Source organism: Acinetobacter sp. YH01024 (assembly GCF_013420195.1).
GTDB classification, from domain to species: Bacteria; Pseudomonadota; Gammaproteobacteria; order Pseudomonadales; family Moraxellaceae; genus Acinetobacter; species Acinetobacter amyesii.
This window is the reverse complement of record NZ_VOYQ01000004.1, coordinates 140481-157293: the sequence shown is the minus strand read 5'-3', so window position 1 is coordinate 157293 and position 16813 is coordinate 140481. Positions and strand designations below refer to the sequence as shown.

General features: G+C 40.0%; 19 protein-coding genes and 2 pseudogenes. 6 read left to right on the top strand and 15 right to left on the bottom strand.

Features of this window, described 5'->3' with window-relative positions; translation table 11 throughout:
- Positions 1 to 51: 51 nt before the first annotated feature.
- Positions 52 to 237 (bottom strand): DUF559 domain-containing protein, encoded by a 186-nt coding sequence (locus tag FTT88_RS17500; RefSeq protein ID WP_180005079.1) that lies wholly within the window; start codon positions 235 to 237, stop codon positions 52 to 54.
- Positions 238 to 311: 74 nt separating this feature from the next.
- On the opposite strand from FTT88_RS17500, the gene FTT88_RS03800 reads away from it, so the two are divergent.
- Positions 312 to 788 (top strand): hypothetical protein, encoded by a 477-nt coding sequence (locus FTT88_RS03800; RefSeq protein WP_180173672.1) that lies wholly within the window; start codon positions 312 to 314, stop codon positions 786 to 788.
- A gap of 126 nt (positions 789 to 914) precedes the next feature.
- Here FTT88_RS03800 and FTT88_RS03795 read toward each other — a convergent pair whose 3' ends face one another.
- From FTT88_RS03795 to def, 5 genes and pseudogenes are all read right to left on the bottom strand, one after another.
- Positions 915 to 1955 carry a molecular chaperone DnaJ gene (locus tag FTT88_RS03795; protein ID WP_180173671.1) on the bottom strand — a complete coding sequence of 347 codons (1041 nt, stop codon included), beginning with the start codon at positions 1953 to 1955 and terminating at the stop codon, positions 915 to 917.
- Between the two features lie 120 nt (positions 1956 to 2075).
- Positions 2076 to 2537 (bottom strand): annotated as a pseudogene (locus FTT88_RS03790) (glutaminase); the annotation flags it as partial.
- A 64-nt stretch (positions 2538 to 2601) separates the two neighbouring features.
- Positions 2602 to 3054, bottom strand: coding sequence for a hypothetical protein (locus FTT88_RS03785; RefSeq protein WP_180005323.1), 453 nt, complete (start codon positions 3052 to 3054; stop codon positions 2602 to 2604).
- A gap of 18 nt (positions 3055 to 3072) precedes the next feature.
- Positions 3073 to 3903, bottom strand: a pseudogene (locus FTT88_RS17495) (GGDEF domain-containing protein).
- A 571-nt stretch (positions 3904 to 4474) separates the two neighbouring features.
- On the bottom strand, positions 4475 to 4957 hold the full coding sequence (gene def, locus FTT88_RS03770; RefSeq protein WP_180005320.1) for a peptide deformylase: 483 nt from the start codon (positions 4955 to 4957) through the stop codon (positions 4475 to 4477).
- Between the two features lie 740 nt (positions 4958 to 5697).
- Between def and FTT88_RS03765 the strand changes: the two genes are divergently transcribed.
- Positions 5698 to 6978, top strand: coding sequence for an MFS transporter (locus tag FTT88_RS03765; RefSeq protein ID WP_180005319.1), 1281 nt, complete (start codon positions 5698 to 5700; stop codon positions 6976 to 6978).
- A 47-nt stretch (positions 6979 to 7025) separates the two neighbouring features.
- Here FTT88_RS03765 and FTT88_RS03760 read toward each other — a convergent pair whose 3' ends face one another.
- The 4 genes from FTT88_RS03760 to pnuC all read right to left on the bottom strand — a co-directional run bounded on the left by FTT88_RS03760 (position 7026) and on the right by pnuC (position 9039).
- Complete coding sequence (locus FTT88_RS03760; RefSeq protein ID WP_180005318.1) at positions 7026 to 7523, bottom strand: DUF2505 family protein; 498 nt, start codon at positions 7521 to 7523, stop codon at positions 7026 to 7028.
- Between the two features lie 177 nt (positions 7524 to 7700).
- The gene (locus tag FTT88_RS03755) at positions 7701 to 7856 is read right to left on the bottom strand and encodes a hypothetical protein (RefSeq protein ID WP_180005317.1); all 156 of its coding nucleotides are present in this window, start codon (positions 7854 to 7856) and stop codon (positions 7701 to 7703) included.
- A gap of 221 nt (positions 7857 to 8077) precedes the next feature.
- Positions 8078 to 8377 carry a hypothetical protein gene (locus FTT88_RS03750; RefSeq protein ID WP_180005316.1) on the bottom strand — a complete coding sequence of 100 codons (300 nt, stop codon included), beginning with the start codon at positions 8375 to 8377 and terminating at the stop codon, positions 8078 to 8080.
- Between the two features lie 77 nt (positions 8378 to 8454).
- A complete protein-coding gene (pnuC, locus tag FTT88_RS03745) occupies positions 8455 to 9039 on the bottom strand; it encodes a nicotinamide riboside transporter PnuC (protein WP_180005315.1) in 585 nt (194 codons plus the stop codon).
- A gap of 222 nt (positions 9040 to 9261) precedes the next feature.
- Between pnuC and FTT88_RS03740 the strand changes: the two genes are divergently transcribed.
- The 3 genes from FTT88_RS03740 to FTT88_RS03730 are packed head-to-tail and all read left to right on the top strand — an operon-like array spanning position 9262 to position 11606.
- Positions 9262 to 10047 (top strand): crotonase/enoyl-CoA hydratase family protein, encoded by a 786-nt coding sequence (locus FTT88_RS03740; RefSeq protein WP_180005314.1) that lies wholly within the window; start codon positions 9262 to 9264, stop codon positions 10045 to 10047.
- A 54-nt stretch (positions 10048 to 10101) separates the two neighbouring features.
- Positions 10102 to 10992, top strand: coding sequence for an alpha/beta fold hydrolase (locus FTT88_RS03735; protein WP_180005313.1), 891 nt, complete (start codon positions 10102 to 10104; stop codon positions 10990 to 10992).
- A gap of 50 nt (positions 10993 to 11042) precedes the next feature.
- Positions 11043 to 11606: a TetR/AcrR family transcriptional regulator gene (locus tag FTT88_RS03730; protein WP_180005312.1), complete on the top strand. Its 564-nt coding sequence runs from the start codon at positions 11043 to 11045 to the stop codon at positions 11604 to 11606.
- On the opposite strand, the gene FTT88_RS03725 is transcribed toward FTT88_RS03730, so the two are convergent.
- Positions 11588 to 12076 (bottom strand): hypothetical protein, encoded by a 489-nt coding sequence (locus tag FTT88_RS03725; protein WP_168379275.1) that lies wholly within the window; start codon positions 12074 to 12076, stop codon positions 11588 to 11590. The genes FTT88_RS03730 and FTT88_RS03725 overlap by 19 nt on opposite strands.
- 436 nt (positions 12077 to 12512) lie before the next feature.
- Here FTT88_RS03725 and FTT88_RS03720 point away from each other — a divergent pair, with 436 nt between their 5' ends.
- Positions 12513 to 12959 carry a GNAT family N-acetyltransferase gene (locus tag FTT88_RS03720; protein ID WP_180005311.1) on the top strand — a complete coding sequence of 149 codons (447 nt, stop codon included), beginning with the start codon at positions 12513 to 12515 and terminating at the stop codon, positions 12957 to 12959.
- A 143-nt stretch (positions 12960 to 13102) separates the two neighbouring features.
- Here FTT88_RS03720 and FTT88_RS03715 read toward each other — a convergent pair whose 3' ends face one another.
- From FTT88_RS03715 to FTT88_RS03700, 4 genes are all read right to left on the bottom strand, one after another.
- Entirely contained in the window at positions 13103 to 14959 is a 1857-nt protein-coding gene (locus FTT88_RS03715) for a diguanylate cyclase domain-containing protein (RefSeq protein ID WP_373683078.1), read from the bottom strand.
- Between the two features lie 127 nt (positions 14960 to 15086).
- Positions 15087 to 15425: an FKBP-type peptidyl-prolyl cis-trans isomerase gene (locus tag FTT88_RS03710; RefSeq protein WP_180005310.1), complete on the bottom strand. Its 339-nt coding sequence runs from the start codon at positions 15423 to 15425 to the stop codon at positions 15087 to 15089.
- A gap of 80 nt (positions 15426 to 15505) precedes the next feature.
- Positions 15506 to 16129, bottom strand: a complete 624-nt coding sequence (locus FTT88_RS03705) for an MgtC/SapB family protein (protein ID WP_180005309.1) — start codon at positions 16127 to 16129, stop codon at positions 15506 to 15508.
- Positions 16130 to 16243: 114 nt separating this feature from the next.
- Positions 16244 to 16774, bottom strand: a complete 531-nt coding sequence (locus tag FTT88_RS03700; protein WP_078191423.1) for a YaeQ family protein — start codon at positions 16772 to 16774, stop codon at positions 16244 to 16246.
- Positions 16775 to 16813 lie beyond the last annotated feature (39 nt).

Below are 16813 nucleotides of genomic sequence, written 5' to 3'. Positions count from 1 at the left end.
GGATAGTCTTTTTCAGATTCAATCAATAATTGAACCGCTCTTTCTCTGATTTCAGGGGTATATTTTAATTTGGTCATCGGAACATTCTCTCAGAATACTGAGTCTCCGACAAACCCGGTACGGTTCAAGGTTCATAAAACGCTTGGCACGTAGGAGTTGCCACATAAAGTTTTCTGCATCGGTGCAGTTTGATCTCAATTGACGAGAAAATTCGAGTAATTGCACATTTATCGACATTCAATGTTTCTATATTCTTTATTTTTATTAAACCAGTATAATCACACCCACACTAAAACTTATAAAAAATCCACATGAAACAACAAAATAAAAAAATGCTTACATGCATCATCACTTCAACATTGATTCTTATTGCCTGCACAGAGCAACCTCAACAAAAAATAGAGCAGAAAGCTGAAAAACAAGCAACATCAGAACCTATCATACAAGATACTGTAGTGATTCCACCAACCGTACAATCCACTATGTTAGTGAATAATCCAACACCTTTACCTCAAGGCTATGAAGTTGATACCACACATTTAAAACAAGCAAAACTGATCGACTTCAACGGCGATGGAAAACTTGATGCTTTTCGTGTTTTGAAAAATCCAAATAAAGTCGGTATGAAATACCTTTTCGAGTTCCGTATTGCTGATTCTGATAAGGTGTACTTTTATGAAAGTGATGATGGAAACACTGACCTCGGTAATTTTGGTGTATTCGAAATAACCCCAAGAGGTGAAAAACTAGTTGATATTTATCTAGAGCCTACATCAATTCATTATTAAGCCAATAGACGGTATTTAATTAGATGCAACTCCCTCTCCCTTTGGGATGAGAAGCATTGCTTCGCAAGGGGGTGAGGGTAACTCGAGGAGAGGGTTATGGAGAGGTGCTTTTAAGGGAGAAAAGCATCAAAGTACATTCTGTGCCAACAACACTTCCAACCCTTTCACCTTTTCCATATATTTCAGCCGTTCCTTTTCCCACTTCACTTGTTCTTTCAGCACTGAGACATCGCCATCAATCACCTTATACACATCTTTCACCTGCATATTTTTCGGCTTTGGATTTTCACTCCAGTGGAAACTATCTGTGATGTCATCAATCTGACTGGCTAGCCGTTGGCTTTGAGCTTCTAAAGCCATTTTATAAAACTTTAAATGTTCATCAGTTAAGGCTTTAGGGCTTTTACCTTTATTGGTTTCAAGCTGTAATTGCAGTTTCAGTAAATAAAACAAATCCTGTGCTTCATGGGCTTGGTTCACCACTTGCAGCAGCTCAGTTTTTTCTGCTTTTTTCGATTCATCAGGCTCACGGTCAGGGTGAATCATGGCAGTGATTTTTAAATACACAGTTTTCAGTGATTGGTTCACTAACTTTTCAGCTTGCTCACGTTTTTGCGCAAGTCGTTTACGCTGATGATCTTCTTTCTCACGTTGATATTGATCGCTATCCCACGCTTCATAAGACTCATTTTGTTCTGTCGTTTCTTGTTCTATATCAACATAACCTTCTACTTTGCTCTGTTCAGTTTGGGCCAACTTGGCTTTTTTATTCAGCTTTTGATTATGTGCATGGTGCTGCTGATAAAAAGCATCTACTTCAGTGACTTTTTCAAGTTCGGCTGTATTTAAGTAATTGGATTTTTTCAACTGCTTTGCCAATTTGGTTAGTTTGGCATCAAGCTGTGCTAAATCGGCTTTGGCAAAGTCTTCTTGCTGTATGTGCTGCCAAAGTTGTGCAAGCTGGCGGTAGTACACCGCATGCAAATCACGATAAATCGGCACAAGTTTTAACTGAATATAACTCTGAATCTCACTTTTGGCATTTTGCCAAAGATCTAAATCCAGCTTTTGCTGTTCGATTTGCTCAATCAGTTTATTCAGCTTTTTATGCTGTGGGGATAAAGCTTCAACTCTCGGGAGTAAACTGACTTTTAACTCAAAAGACATAAGCAAATTTAACGCAAAAAGAAAATTATAGCCGATCTAAGCACTAAACTTATGAGCATGTTGTATAAATCAACAATGGACTTTTATCCATTAACGCTCAAACCGTTGTAAATATTGACTCAACTCTTCTCGAACAACCACCTCATGCCCTGCCAGTTCACTTAAAAATTCGCGGAGTTTTTCAGCTCGGGTGCTGTGTTCGTCATGCGGTAAAAGTGAATGTGTGGTGATTGCCCCCGAATTGATCATCGGGTTTTTCGGGGTATTGCTTTGTGGATCGAGCGCAATTTGATTAAACGCCTCTCCCGATGGCTCGACACCGACCTTTTGTAAAACGCTATCCAAGCCAAGATGACGAATCGCTAAGGCATAAGCAAAGGGTTTAGACATCGACTGTATGGTGAACTCGACTTCGTCATCACCTGTGGAATAAATCGTGCCATCTACGGTAGACAGTGCCAAAGCCAGTCTATTCGGATTGGCATGGGCTAACTCAGGAATATAATCTGCTAAATCTCCGTGCTGATTGGCATCGCAGGCATTAAAGACATGCTGTAAATAATCTGGAACAGGCGTTTTCATAAGGTCTATTTTTTGTTGTGTGCTTTTTTATTTATAACAAATTGAGCTGCATCTGTATAAGTCCTTATGGTGAAGACGCATTCTGAGCTAAAACTTGTATGTGCTGTAGGTTTAAATGGTGCATCATTTCTCGAATAAAAACGAAATAACTGAGTTGAATGATTGCCTGCTCACCAAATAGATTTTGATAATATTCGGTATGTTCAATCATTTCATTAAAGCCATGTTCTAGGCTTTGTCGGTCAATGTGGGTCGCATGTTCAAAAAAGCTCTGCGCCAATAGATGCAGCATCGCATCATTCGACTGAGCATAGCGCTGCGTCTGATAATCGAGCTGTAATCGTTCTAAAATTTCTTCAATTTCATAGATCAAATATTCAATCGCTAAAGCATCGAAGCGCTGATGTCGGACACATTTTTGCACCAAAGCGACTAAGCCATGATCAAAATGAATATTCTGTTGCTCGGTCTGAAAGTCGAGCTGCGCTAATCCGAGCTGAAATTGTAATTGCTGCATAACTATCGTTTAAATTATTTAATCTTCTGCCAATTTTAACTCACGAAAGCTGCGTACTTGGTTACGACCTTGTTGCTTTGCCATGTACAGCGCTTGATCGGCCATACGCGTGACCACAGCAGACAGTGTCCCCTCAATCGCCGTTGCCACACCGAAACTTGCACTAATCTTCAACATTTGATGGTTGGCTATCATAGTTTCAGCTTCAGAAATGGCCAATCGACAGCGTTCAGCGACCTCTATCGCCTGCTCTAAACTCTGATTTTTTAGAATTAAAATGAATTCTTCACCGCCATAACGCCCAACCACATCTTGTACACGAGTATTGTCATTTTAAATTTGAGCAACACGTTGTAAAACGGCATCTCCTGCATCATGTCCATATTGGTCATTGATCAATTTAAAATGGTCGAGATCAAGCAAAACCACTGCAAATTCAGGCTGTGTCTGTTTGCTGAGTGTATCAAGTTCATGACTAACATAACGTCGGTTAAACACATTGGTCAGCCCATCGACACGGCTGAGGACTTCCATCTTTTGTTCACGGTGTCGCCACTGTAAAAGCAAAATCTGAAAAAACACTGCACTGACGATCAATATGGGTAAATACAACTCCGCCATACTCATCAGCCAAAAGGCATTGTCGTAAAACTCACTCTGTTTTAAAGCTGGGCTGAAAATCGGTGCATATTCTAGATGGTCAATCGAAGTTTGATAGCAAATGTAGCCAATAAACAGTGTGATCGGAAATGTAATACTGAGCATAATTGCAGGACGATAAAAAACCAAACCGACCATCAGCAGATTGACCGTCCCCGCCATAGTGGCAGGACTATAGATCCCGATCATATAGCCACCATAGATCATGCCGATCCCAAACAGGACGGGCGCAAAATAGCTAAAAAACAGTCTAAAATTTAAATATTTTTTGAAATAAAGACTGAGTACTGCCAATACGCCATAACTGAGTAGGACTATACAAGCGACGATGATCCTGAACTTGAGTTCACTCGGATTAAACCAAATCCGATTGGTCGAATAATAAAAATTCATGATGCACCACTTCAACACGCTAACTTGACTCAGCATGCCAAAGATGAGAAGTAAACGCCCTTTATCGTAGTCAGACCAATTGATGATGAGATAGTCTGACTCAAACAAAAGATGCTTCAATTTACGCCATTGTACGCCCCATTTCGTACAGACAGCATTGCCCCAATTTTTCCCCATTAATCTTCTTTTTTATTTTATTATTTCGCTAGTTATACAAGGTTTTAACTTCAAAAAGAAAGCCTATTTTCACAGTTAAAAGTGCAACCTTTGAAGCCTTTAAACTTCACTTACACCACTATTCAAATTACTTTTCCGCTATTTTTTTAGCTCAATTGGTCACTTTTATCTTTTTGGAATAGCACGGTTTTTATTCTAAACGCTCGGTGAATAAGATCCCGTTCAGATGATCGACCTCATGTTGTACGATCCGTGAAGGAAAGCCATTCAGGGTTTTCTCTTTGAATTCACCTTGAAGGGTCAAATATCGCACGTGAATTTGCTCGGCTCTCGGGACTTGTCCTCGTGCATTCGGCACACTTAAGCAGCCTTCTTCACCCAAAACTGTGGTCGTAGATCGAGATGTAATCACTGGATTGACCATCACGATCGCCTCCATTTCAGGCGCATCGGGATAGCGTAAATTTGCACGTGAAGCCACGATAATCACCCGCTTAGAAACATAAATTTGCGGCGCCGCAATGCCTACGCCTTGACGCTCAAGCATGGTGGCATGCAGTGTTTCGCTCAATGCAATTAACCATGCAGAACCTATTTCAGACGCTTGCACCTCTGCGGCAGTTAGCGTCAAAATTGCTTCACCACGCTGTGCAACAGCAGCAACATTACTCATGTTTTTATCCTTTTTAAGTCTAGCGGGCTTAAATTATTTAACTGATGTTACGCACGTAAAAGTAATTTCACAATTTTTAAATGATATTTAAGTCTATTCGACGGGGTCTTACATCTAGGATTTAAATAAAGGGATTAGCCTTCGGCTGGAGGTACTCTTACGAAACAATGTTTCTCATTAGGCAAAATGAGAAGCAAAGCTTCGCAAGGAAACCATCTTGCGGTGCAATGCACCTCACCGACAAAACTCGTTCACTAGTATCAAATTGTTCAAAGTATCGCAAAAACTTTTTTGATTAGAAGGAGTCCTGTCTCAAACACTTACGGATGACCTTAGCGCGTATCGTTCATTTATTTAAATCAAATAACGCTTCTGATGTTACTGCGTAATATCAGTTATTTAAAAAAAACAACCATGCAATATGCATTATTATCGGTTCTGAGTATAAAACAACGGCATGCTATGGCTTTGAATCTTTTATGGTTTATATAGAGCACAAAGTAAAATAGCAGATCACACCGCCCTATACTATTGATATTTATCATTTATATTCCAAGATTTAACGCCATCCATCACCAATCATTCTTTAAGTTAATGCGACTTTATCTATATTATTTTGTTCTTAATTCACGATATTTTCATAACTATAAGTTTTTAATAAGGCAACAAAGTTTGATTATTCAATAAAAATTTGAATCACTAAAATCCTCAAATGCTATTTGCTGCTGGAAAATATTTGCATGGAAGCTCAGCCACGCCTGACTCGTCAAGATAAACGTACCCTCGGACTGTCATCCCTCGGTGGCGCACTCGAGTTTTATGACTTTGTCATTTATGTGTTTTACGCCAAAATTATTTCGGAACTGTTTTTCCCCACTGGACTCAGTCCATTTTGGGCGATGCTGAATACTTACGGTATTTTTGCAGCCGGATATTTTTTCCGCCCGTTGGGTGGTGTGGTGATGGCGCATTTTGGCGATTTGATTGGTCGTAAGCGTTTATTTAGTTTGTCTATTTTACTCATGGCTCTACCTACACTGATGATCGGTGTGATGCCGACTTTTGAAAGTATTGGTTATGCAGCACCACTTTTGCTCCTACTGATGCGTGTGATTCAAGGCATCGCGATTGGTGGTGAAATCCCTGCGGCATGGACTTTTGTTTCAGAGCATGTGCCAGAGCAAAAAATTGGGATCGCCAACGGCCTACTCACTGCCGGCTTATCTTTGGGTATCCTATTGGGCGCACTGATGTCTTTGTTTATTTCATTACAATTTACAGAGTCAGAAATCCATGACTGGGCATGGCGGATTCCATTTATTCTAGGCGGGATCTTTGGTTTTGTTGCGCTCTATCTCCGCAGTTATTTAAAAGAAACGCCTGTATTTAAAGCCATGCAAGAAAAGAAACAATTGGCTAAAGAGCTTCCAGTAAAACAAGTGCTGCAACAACACAAAACAGGCGTTGTGATTGGTATGCTGTTTACATGGTTCTTAACCGGCTGTGTTGTTGTGCTGATTTTAGCGATGCCAAATTTACTCACAGGCGCCTTTGGTTTTGAGCGTGCCGATGCCTTTAAAATGCAAAGTGCCGCTATTGTGATGCAAATGGTCGGTTGTATCTTGGCAGGTCTTTTGGCAGATCGCTTCGGTGCGGGCAAAGTGATATTGTTCGGCTCCCTCCTTGTCGCGCTAATCGCGGGTGTGTTCTATAACAGCTTGGGCCATGTGGCGGCATCGACCGTGTTTGCGCTCTATATGCTGCTCGGCTTGGCATCAGGCACGGTTGGTATGGTGTCTTATAGTATGGTGAAAATGTTCCCTGCACAGATTCGTTTCTCGGGCATTTCATTTTCATACAATTTGGCCTATGCCATCGCTGGTGGTATCACCTTGCCATTGGTTCAATGGTTGAGTTTATACAGTAACATTGGCGCCATGTATTATATTTGGACCGTCTGTTTGGTGACCTTCTTTACTGCGATGCTCTATCGTCAACGTTTTGAAAAAACATCTCACTAAAAAAAAGCGGTCAATGACCGCTTTTTTTAACTCGCTTTCAAATCAATTCAGGCTTTTAAATTTTTACGCAATTCATCTTCTACAATTTCAATCTCAAGCTGACTAAAACGACGAATTTCACCTTCTGCATGTTTTTCTAGTAATCCACCTATCAATGGAACTTTGACTTTCACCGTCCAGTCCAAATTAAAACTGACTTGTGTCGCATCGCCACTGACACTTCGTTTGCAACTGGCTTCGAGCGGTAGGTTTGGATCCAGTTTGACATCTGACGTTAACGCCGCCAAATTACTAATATCTGTACGTTTTAAGCGAAACGCATCTTTTAAAAATTTCTTGGCAATATCTGGAATATTTACATCAAGGTTATACGCACGTTTTAAGGTATACATATCGCCTGTTTTCTTTGATTCTAAAATTTCTAGATTTTCACCCGGTATGCGTTTGCACACCGCTTCATGCAAGCTAATATCTGCGGCTAGTCGTTTAAAATCTTCAATTGAAACGCCATGAATAGTGGCATTGACGGTAAATTGATGTGCCATTCTCGTAATCCTTCAGGTCAATATTGGTTTTATTGTTTTATTTCGCCCAGTCTACAGTTGCTAAAACTGTGCTTTTAATTAAATCGAAAAGCGTTATGGCTGTCATTGACCTGAAACCAAGCTGAAAAAACAGAATTGCCATACTGCAACTCATTGGACTCTGCCTTAAAGGACTTTTTAATAGATTTGCCCATGCTGATCTTTAAACTCGAGCTGAAATTCCCAGCCCGCATCGATTTTTAAATACATCCCTGCATAGGACAACTTTGCGTACCAATGACCGAAGTCGAGGCTTACAATATCAAAGCTGGCTTGTTCAGGAAGCTGTTGCATTGGTTTTGCACTTATCAAAGCGCTTGGTTCAAAAGACGTGCAGTGCGAGCCATAATCATGAAAAAGTTCGAAACATAGCTGATTAAAAATTTTAAATGTTGAATCTTTTGGGTCAAGTTGCGTCATTGCTTTAATAACGTTCCATATCTTTTCATTTCTTCTTACGCTTATTTTTTTCTTTTTTAAAACGAATCTTTAAAGAGCTGATTTTAAAAATTTTATTAATTTAAAAGCATGCTATGCACCACACCATCCCGATCACGGTGTACCAATTTGATTACTTGTGAATAATCAATCAAGATACTTTGGTGTTTGTAACTGATTTGGATGCCGTATTCATCTGCACCATCATCCAAACCGCTGATGCTACATTGCGTGCCTTGTGGAAATGCATTGAGCCATTCAGCGTTATACACATCTGCTATTTGTTCAAACTGAAAAAAGCTCGCTTTTTGCTGCAATAGAAACCCAGCTTGTCGATCAAAACGCAGTTGCTGCTCAAGTTGAAAGTCGATAATCATGACTCTGCACGCTCTTTACTTATTCATCGGGTTCGGAATCGGCTATTAAAAGTAGCTTTGCCATCACCCAATGATCCTTATAAAGCTTTCATCGCCTGTTGCTGCTGTTTATTTTTGACTTGTGTCCATTGCCACCAACCAAATGCCGCCAAGCCCACAAAACCAGCATACAACGCCGCAGTGAGATACAGGTCTTTGTATATAAACATACCCACATAGATAATATCGACAAATACCCAAAGCACCCAAGTAGCAATATGTTTCCGGCTGGTCCAATACGTTGCGAGTAAGCTAAACGCGGCCAATTGTGCATCCAAAATCGGTACGGCTGCATCGGTAAAATAGTGCAAACTTAAACCAAAAATCAAACCGCCCACCGCTGCTAAGAGCATTTGAAAGATCACGAGTTTGGTCGCAATCGGTTCAATACGGATGTCATGATCTTGTTGTTTGCCCTTCAACCAGTGATAAAAACCGTAGAAGTTCACCACCACAAAGAAAAACTGCAAAATGGTTTCGCCATAAAGTTTGTAGGTATAAAACAAGTAGGCATACAGCAAAAAAGCTGCAAAGTTAAACCACCAACACCACATATTTCGCTTAATGGTTAAACTCACCCCGATTAAGCTAATAATAACTGCAAATATTTCTAAGTTCGACATGGTTGATTGGGCCTTAAAAAAGCTGCAGCTATTATGGAAAAAATCAGCCCAAAGGCAAGCTATATCACACACTATTTCATATCAACTCTGTAAATTTTAAATCAAACCACTCATCCACCAGACGATGATTTTGATGTTTTGAACGCATCAGTTTTGACAGTTTTCTAACAATCGTTTAAAAACTTAGCTATGCATAAAGAATAATCAGAAGGAATCATCCAAATGTCAGAACAACAAGGTCGTGTAAGTCGAGAAATTCGTGGTCATCTTTATTTAATCGGTTTGGACCGTGCAGATAAACGAAATGCGTTTGACAGTCATTTAATTCATGACCTTTCACTGGCACTCACTGAATATGAAGATGATCCAAATTTACGCTGTGCAGTGATTTTTGCACATGGTGATCATTTTACTGCAGGTCTAGATCTGGTCGAACTACAACCAAAACTTGGCAGTGGACTGTTTAATTTTCCTGATCAGCAAATTAATCCGTGGGGAACCAACTCACGACAACGAAAAAAACCAGTTGTGGTCGCGGTACAAGGGTTCTGTTTTACAGCGGGTATTGAACTCATGCTGAATGCCGATATCGTGATCGCACAGCGTCACACGGAGTTTGCTCAAATGGAAGTGCAACGTGGCATTCTTCCCTTTGGTGGCGCAACAGTTCGCTTTGTGCAAGCAGCGGGTTGGAATAAAGCCATGCGCTATTTACTCACAGGTGAACGTTTCAATGCGCAAACGGCATATGACATGAACTTGGTGACTGAAATCACCGACCAAGCGCCCTTATCTCGTGCAATAGAACTTGCAGAACAAATTGCACAGGCTGCACCACTGGCGGTTCAGGCAACACTCGCTGCAGCACAGCAAGGGGTGCATTTGGGAGCCGATGCTGCCTTTGCTCAATTAGATCAGCATTTACAAGCACTACTAAAAACACAAGATGTACAAGAAGGTGTGATGGCCATGCTACAACGTCGCGCAGCCAATTTTCAGGGCAAATAACCCTTTATTTAAACTGAGTAAACCCTTTCCGTCCTGCCTATTCAGAGAAAAATTATGCCAACGGATTTAGAACAAACAACGCAAGAAATACACAGTACACCCGTGAGTTTCCCAGCAACCGATGGTTATACGCTTTCAGGCGTTGAATATCGGCCTAATTCTGCTGCTAAAGCCAATATTATTATTTCAAGTGCTACAGGTGTACCTCAACAATTTTACCGTCGTTTTGCCGAGTATGCCGCAGGACTCGGTTATCAAGTACTGACTTTTGATTATCGTGGTATAGGACGTTCTGCACCGTCAAAACTTAAAGGCTTTAAGATGTCCTACCTCGACTGGGGACGTTATGACCTTTCTGGTGCCATAGCTTATATGCAACAACACGGTCAGGAAACTTTTCTAGTGGGACACTCCTATGGCGGTCAAGCACTAGGCCTCACCTCAAATCATGATCAGATACGTGCCATGTATTGTTTTGGCACTGGCGCAGGTTGGCATGGCTATATGCCCTTTAAAGAAAAAATGAAGGTTCATGTGATGTGGAATATCGTTTTTCCGCCGATGGTTGCCGTCAAAGGGTATTTGCCTTGGAGCAAACTCAATATGGGCGCTGACCTTCCTGTCGATGTCTATAAGCAATGGCGTCGTTGGTGTAAAAACCCAACCTATTTCTTTGCCGACCCTGAGCTGAGTGAGCTATCTCAACAATATGCTGCAGTTCAAACGCCGATTTATGCGGTCGCTGCGCTCGATGATGACTGGGCATTACCCAATTCACGACATGCTTTTATGCAACATTATGCGCAAGCATCAATGCACTATATCAATATTGAAGCGCAAGATTATGGTCTAAAACATATTGGTCATATGGGATATTTCCGCAAAGGTGCTGAACCCTTATGGCAGGAAGTCATTGGAAGGTTTGACGAACTATTAGTCGGTTAAACCAATTTACTTTATACACATCATAGTGATTTATTTGGATAGAGAGATACATGCGTCCACGGAAAAACACCTCAGAACATCTATTACTACAGTCAGCACACGCCTTTAAACGCTATGGCTATATGGGCTGCAGCATGGGGAAATTGGCTGAAGCCTGTGGACTTTCAAAAGCTGCGTTTTATTATGACTATCCGAATAAAGACGCTTTGCTGATGGAAATTTTAAACCTGACGCATGTAAAGTTACAGCACAGTATTTTTCAGCAATTACAGCAATCCACTGCATCACCTCAACAGGCTTTCTCGCACATCCATCAACAGGCCATCCAGTTTTTTAGCCAAGGTGGATTAGGCTGTTTGGTCGGGATCTTAAGTATGGAGCGGCAACATTTACCTGCCGAGATTTTTGCAAAATTACAGTCCATCTTTCAGGAGTGGCAACTCGCCTTTGAAGTGTTTTTTAAGCGATGCATGACCATCGAACACGCCGCTCAACTTGCCAAAGTCAGCTTGGCGGATTATGAAGGCGCTATTTTAATGGCCCGAATAACCGATGATTTGAGTTATCTCGATTTAGTCCAAGATCGCATTTTGCTTCAACTTGCGGAGTCTTGATAGCGATATTCAATTTTATGTTCTTCGCCAAAACGGTCGACATGTGTATAAAACTCACCGTATCGGCCTAAATAATACTCGAGTGATTGATTGTAAAAATTCCAATAAATCGACCATTCATTCAAATCTAATTGGCGAATTTGAGTTTTACAATTCACTGGCATGCGACGTAAAAAGACTTCTTGTAACTGCTCGGCTGCCTGTAGCGAATCTAATTTGTATTGTTGTTGAAAGAAAATTTCCGCAATATCATCAAAAAGTTGCTGTTCATATTCATCAACTTCAATGACCTGATCGACTTGGCGTATAGCATCATCATTCGATGCTAAAGAGATACTGTTCGATTTTTCTGGTGCTTGGTAGCGCGTATATTTTTGACGATATTTTTCTGTTTTTAGGATTTTTTTGACCACAATGCCCGCTGCAGACAACGCGATCAGAATACATATCACAATGAGAAAATTAACCATAATAACAACCTACTGCCGATGACGCGCATGCACATCTTGAATCATCGAATATTTTTATGGACTAATATAACGCACAATAACGTTTAAAATTCATACAAAATTATTTTAAAGCTGAAATTTGGCCTATTTTCTTTGCTAATTTATTTCAAACTATTACACCTGCTGAAATTATTAAGTGTGTATACTTTTCTAAAAGATCTATTATTACTTTAAAAACAGTATAGTTAGATGCATTTATGTGGTTATTTATCCATATTTAATGATTAATTTATAAATATACATTTGTAAATTTTGCAACAATTTTGAAATAAAAACCCAACCCAACGGCGCAATGGCAGCAAAAAAACATAAAACGCAACAATAAGCCTCTTTAAGCACAGGGCGATATCTTCTGAAATGGCAGGCTGTTGGAGTTTTTTTATAAAAAGAAAAAATTATGATACGTGAAGCACAAATCCAGGACATACCCGAAATTATTAACGTGATTCACAACAGCATTCGTTCATGTATCCAGGACCATCAACGTAATGAAAGTGTGATTCAAACTTGGCTTGAGGAGGCAAATCAATCAAATATCTTAATGTGGATGCTTTACAACGATAGTTGGGTCTACGTCAGTGACAATCGAGTGGTCGGCTTTATTTTAGTCAGTGATCAGGGACAAATTTTACTGAACTATATTTGCCCTGAACGTCAGTACCAAGGCATTGGTAAGGCGTTATTATTAAACATGATGCACTGCGTCCGGAAAAAGAATATTACCGAGATCAGTCTAGAAAGTACCCATACGGCACTCGCCTTTTACCAAAAATATGGCTTTGTCGCACATCAGGATTTTGAGCCTGCTGATGTACCTCTTAAATTAGTCAAACAACTCTGCTAGTAGAGAGATAAAGTTCGTAGAGGGATAGATTTTCAAATAAGATGATTGTATAGATGAATTTAAAGATAAATGAATCTAAATAAGGATTGGCAAAGAATACTAGCGATACCTCCACAAAGTTTTAAACCGTTTACGACTAGGTATCAAGGCTTAAGTTGATCGCGTCCTGCCTGTTTGGCCATATATAAATAATAGTCTGCATGTTTCATTAAAGCTTCGATACTTTCGAAGTCATTTTGCTTATCCATCCATGCCATGCCCAAACTCAGTGTGACGTAATTTTTTTCATCACCCCGATTAACATGTTCAAGTTGTTCATTACGCATGGCTTCGAGTACCAATTGTAATTGCTCTTGGGCAATCGCATACGGAACATCATGCATCAATATGGCAAACTCCTCTCCACCGTAGCGAGCCACATAGGCTGAACTTGGCAGGGTATTTTGCATGGTTTTCACGATCTGCTGTAACACCTCATCGCCTTTGAGATGTCCATAGTGGTCATTATAATTTTTAAAATAATCGACATCTAACATGGCAAAGACCAGTGTTCGATGGCTATGAAAACGGACCTCCGAATATAAGCGTTGAATTTCAGCATTCAGTGCACGGCGGTTGAATGCCCCCGTTAAGGCATCAATACGAATTTGTAGCTCTAATTTTTTATTCAGCTCATGGAGCTGTAAGGTGCGCTCTTTGACTTTCTGATCGAGTGAACTGTTTAGCTCAAGCAAACTATTATTCAACTGTTCCGTATGCATCGACTGCTGTGCATAATGGTGCGATTGCTGAAACATGATCAACAAGGCATACAAACTGGTTGAAATGAACGATAAATTGACTGAATCAATCAAATTCATCATCAGCAAAAAGTCGTTTAAAAAGGTAATGCACAGGAAAATAACCGCGATTAAATTTAATTTTGAATACGGTTCTTTCTTTTTCAGTGTTAGGTAAAAACCATAAGCAAAATTACTTAGAACAACGATCACATAGGCAAAACTGTAAGTTGCCAAAGGTTGAAAAATTTCAGGCGTCGAAACAAAAGTCACTGAAATATTCAACGACAACAGCAAAATCGCGATCTGATAATTTAAGGTAAATAAATAGCGACGACTGAGCAAGTGGATATAACTTAAAAAGAAAATCGATGCCAAATAGGTAAATAAGTATTCTAATCGCGTGCCCCACAACCAATTGATATCGGTAAAAGTGGTATAGGCATAAGGTGCTGAAAATAAATTATGGAGTGCTAAAAAGACAATAAATAAGCCAAACACCAAGTTACTTCGGCTATTGCGACCGCGTAAACCTCGGAAAACAGAAAATAGGATCGTAAATAGTCCCACACCCAAGACGGCGCCCGACACCATCCCAATACTCATCATTTGTTGTTGGAATTGGCGGTTTACTGTCTTGGCGATACCAATGCGCATCGGGTTTTCAAACCCGCCATGCATACTGTTAAAACTTGAAGCCTGAATGGTTAAAGTGAAATATTCATCTTGTGCCACAAAATAGGCAATTCGTGGAGCATTTTCCGTTTTTTGTTCTGCTTCAGTTTGTCCCACTTCACCCAAACGGACGATCACATCACCATTTAAAAATACCCGATACGCACCGTACTGATTTGGAATCAATATTGCGATACGACGGCCAATAAATTGTTTGGGGATTTGGAAATGTCCAGTAAATGTCCCAAAGCCTTTACTATCCCCTGTGATGTCTTTAAATGATGTAGGCAGATAGACCGTTTGACCGACCAGAACTGAACTTGGAGAAGTTAAAAATTGATTTGGATAAAACAACCATTTGCCTTGCAATAGGCTACTGGTATCTTCTGTGAAGTAGATTTGGTTAACTTCGTTTTGATGCTTTAAATAAAATGATTTAGGCGCAGTTTCATACTGTGCTTGAACAGTCGATACAGTAAATGCCAGTGTAAAAATAATAAAGGTAAAAACCCAGAACAATCTGGTACAAGGCAACTGTAAATACAATGGCTTTGATTCCTGCGTTTATACTCGAGTAATTATTCTAATCTACGGTAAAAGACAAAAATAACAACATCTATTTTATCCAATTGATCAATAACGTCCATGTCATTGATCTAAAACTATTGATCTATTAATCGCGAGTTTTTACGTCATACAATTCAATCTCAAAAATAAGATTTGAATTGGCAGGAATTACATTACCCATTTTACGCTCACCATAAGCCAAATGTGATGGCACGATTAACTTACGTTTACCACCGACTTTCATCCCCATGATGCCCTGATCCCAACCTTTAATCACACGGCCAGTACCAATCACCGTTTCAAAATAATTACCACGATCCAATGATGAATCAAATTTAGTACCATCTTCTAACCAACCAGTATAGTGAGTTGTAATCAAAGCACCTTTAACCGCCTCTTTACCTTCGCCTACCACTAAGTCAATAATTTCTAATTCTTTGCTCATGCTCTCAACCTCAAATGCCGCAATCAAAATAAAACCCTATTATAAACAGGATTACTTTGGATGCCGTAGTAAATACGCTGTTAAAAATTGAGCTCCAGAATATCCTGATCATTCATTAGATCTTGAGTTAATTTTCTATGGTTTGTCGCAGAGCCAATTAAGATCCAACGCCCACTGATTTTATGTTCAGTTTTATGTCGCACACTACGAACCACTTGCATTTGATAGGTTTTAAACAGCTCTTCATAGTCATCCAGCGTTTGTTGTCGAAAGTGACAAACGATACGATAACTCCGTGCTTGGTTTTTCGCTTCAATCCACGCTTGAATATAAATCAAAACAATTAAAACGATCAGCACAATCACCGTACCAATCAAGCTCAGCATGACATAGCCCGCTCCCGCAGCCATGCCTAAGGCAGCGGTCATCCAAATGGTAGTTGCTGTGGTAATGCCTGAAATTCGATTTTCATCTTTAAAAATTACCCCCGCACCCAAAAAGCCGAGGCCAGTCAAAATATTGGCCGCAATTCGATCATGACTATCAACGCCGATACGTAACGATAAGATAGTAAATAAACATGAACTTAAACTGACCATAATCATGGTGCGCAGACCTGCCGACTTACTTCGGTACTCACGTTCCGCACCAATGACAGCGCCAATCATAAGCGCCACAAATAACAAATAAAAATCAGGGTACATCGGCTGCTCCCCATCTTTAAAATTTTCTCATTGTTTGTAGATATACCGAATTTTATAGTCAGGATGCAAGCCTGAACTCACATCCATCGTGATGAGTTAAATCACATCAAATGCTTATTGCAATTGTGTCCATTCAATCACCGCTTGAGCTTTATCACCAATCAAAGTCCATTCGCCATCCATCACATTTAATTGTAAAGACATGGTTCGTTCGCATAACTCTTGAATGGCAGCTGTACTCGCTTCAGATAATTGCCAAATTTCAACATTCTTCAGGGTTTTCAGTTTGCTGTTGCGTTTATACCATTCGTCTACTGAAGAACCATAGGTAATCACAGCAACGTGTGGGCAACGTGCACTGGCTTTTTTGACTTTGTCTTCGTCAGGACAACCGACTTCAATCCATTTCACCAATTGACCTGTTAAATCTTTTTCCCACAACGCAGGTTCATCTGTTTCGAAAAGATCTTTGGTAAATTCTAATGCTTCATCTGCATAGCGTGCATATGCCAAGACACGTACCATCAAACGTTCAATCGTTTCAGAAGGATGCAAAGCCATCGTCAATTGATAATCACCATATTGGTGTACATCCATATTGGCAATGTTCAAATCTGCTTTATAAATTGTAGCTTTTAGCGCCATGTGAAAGTCCTCAAATTTGGCGCCTAGCATATAAGATTT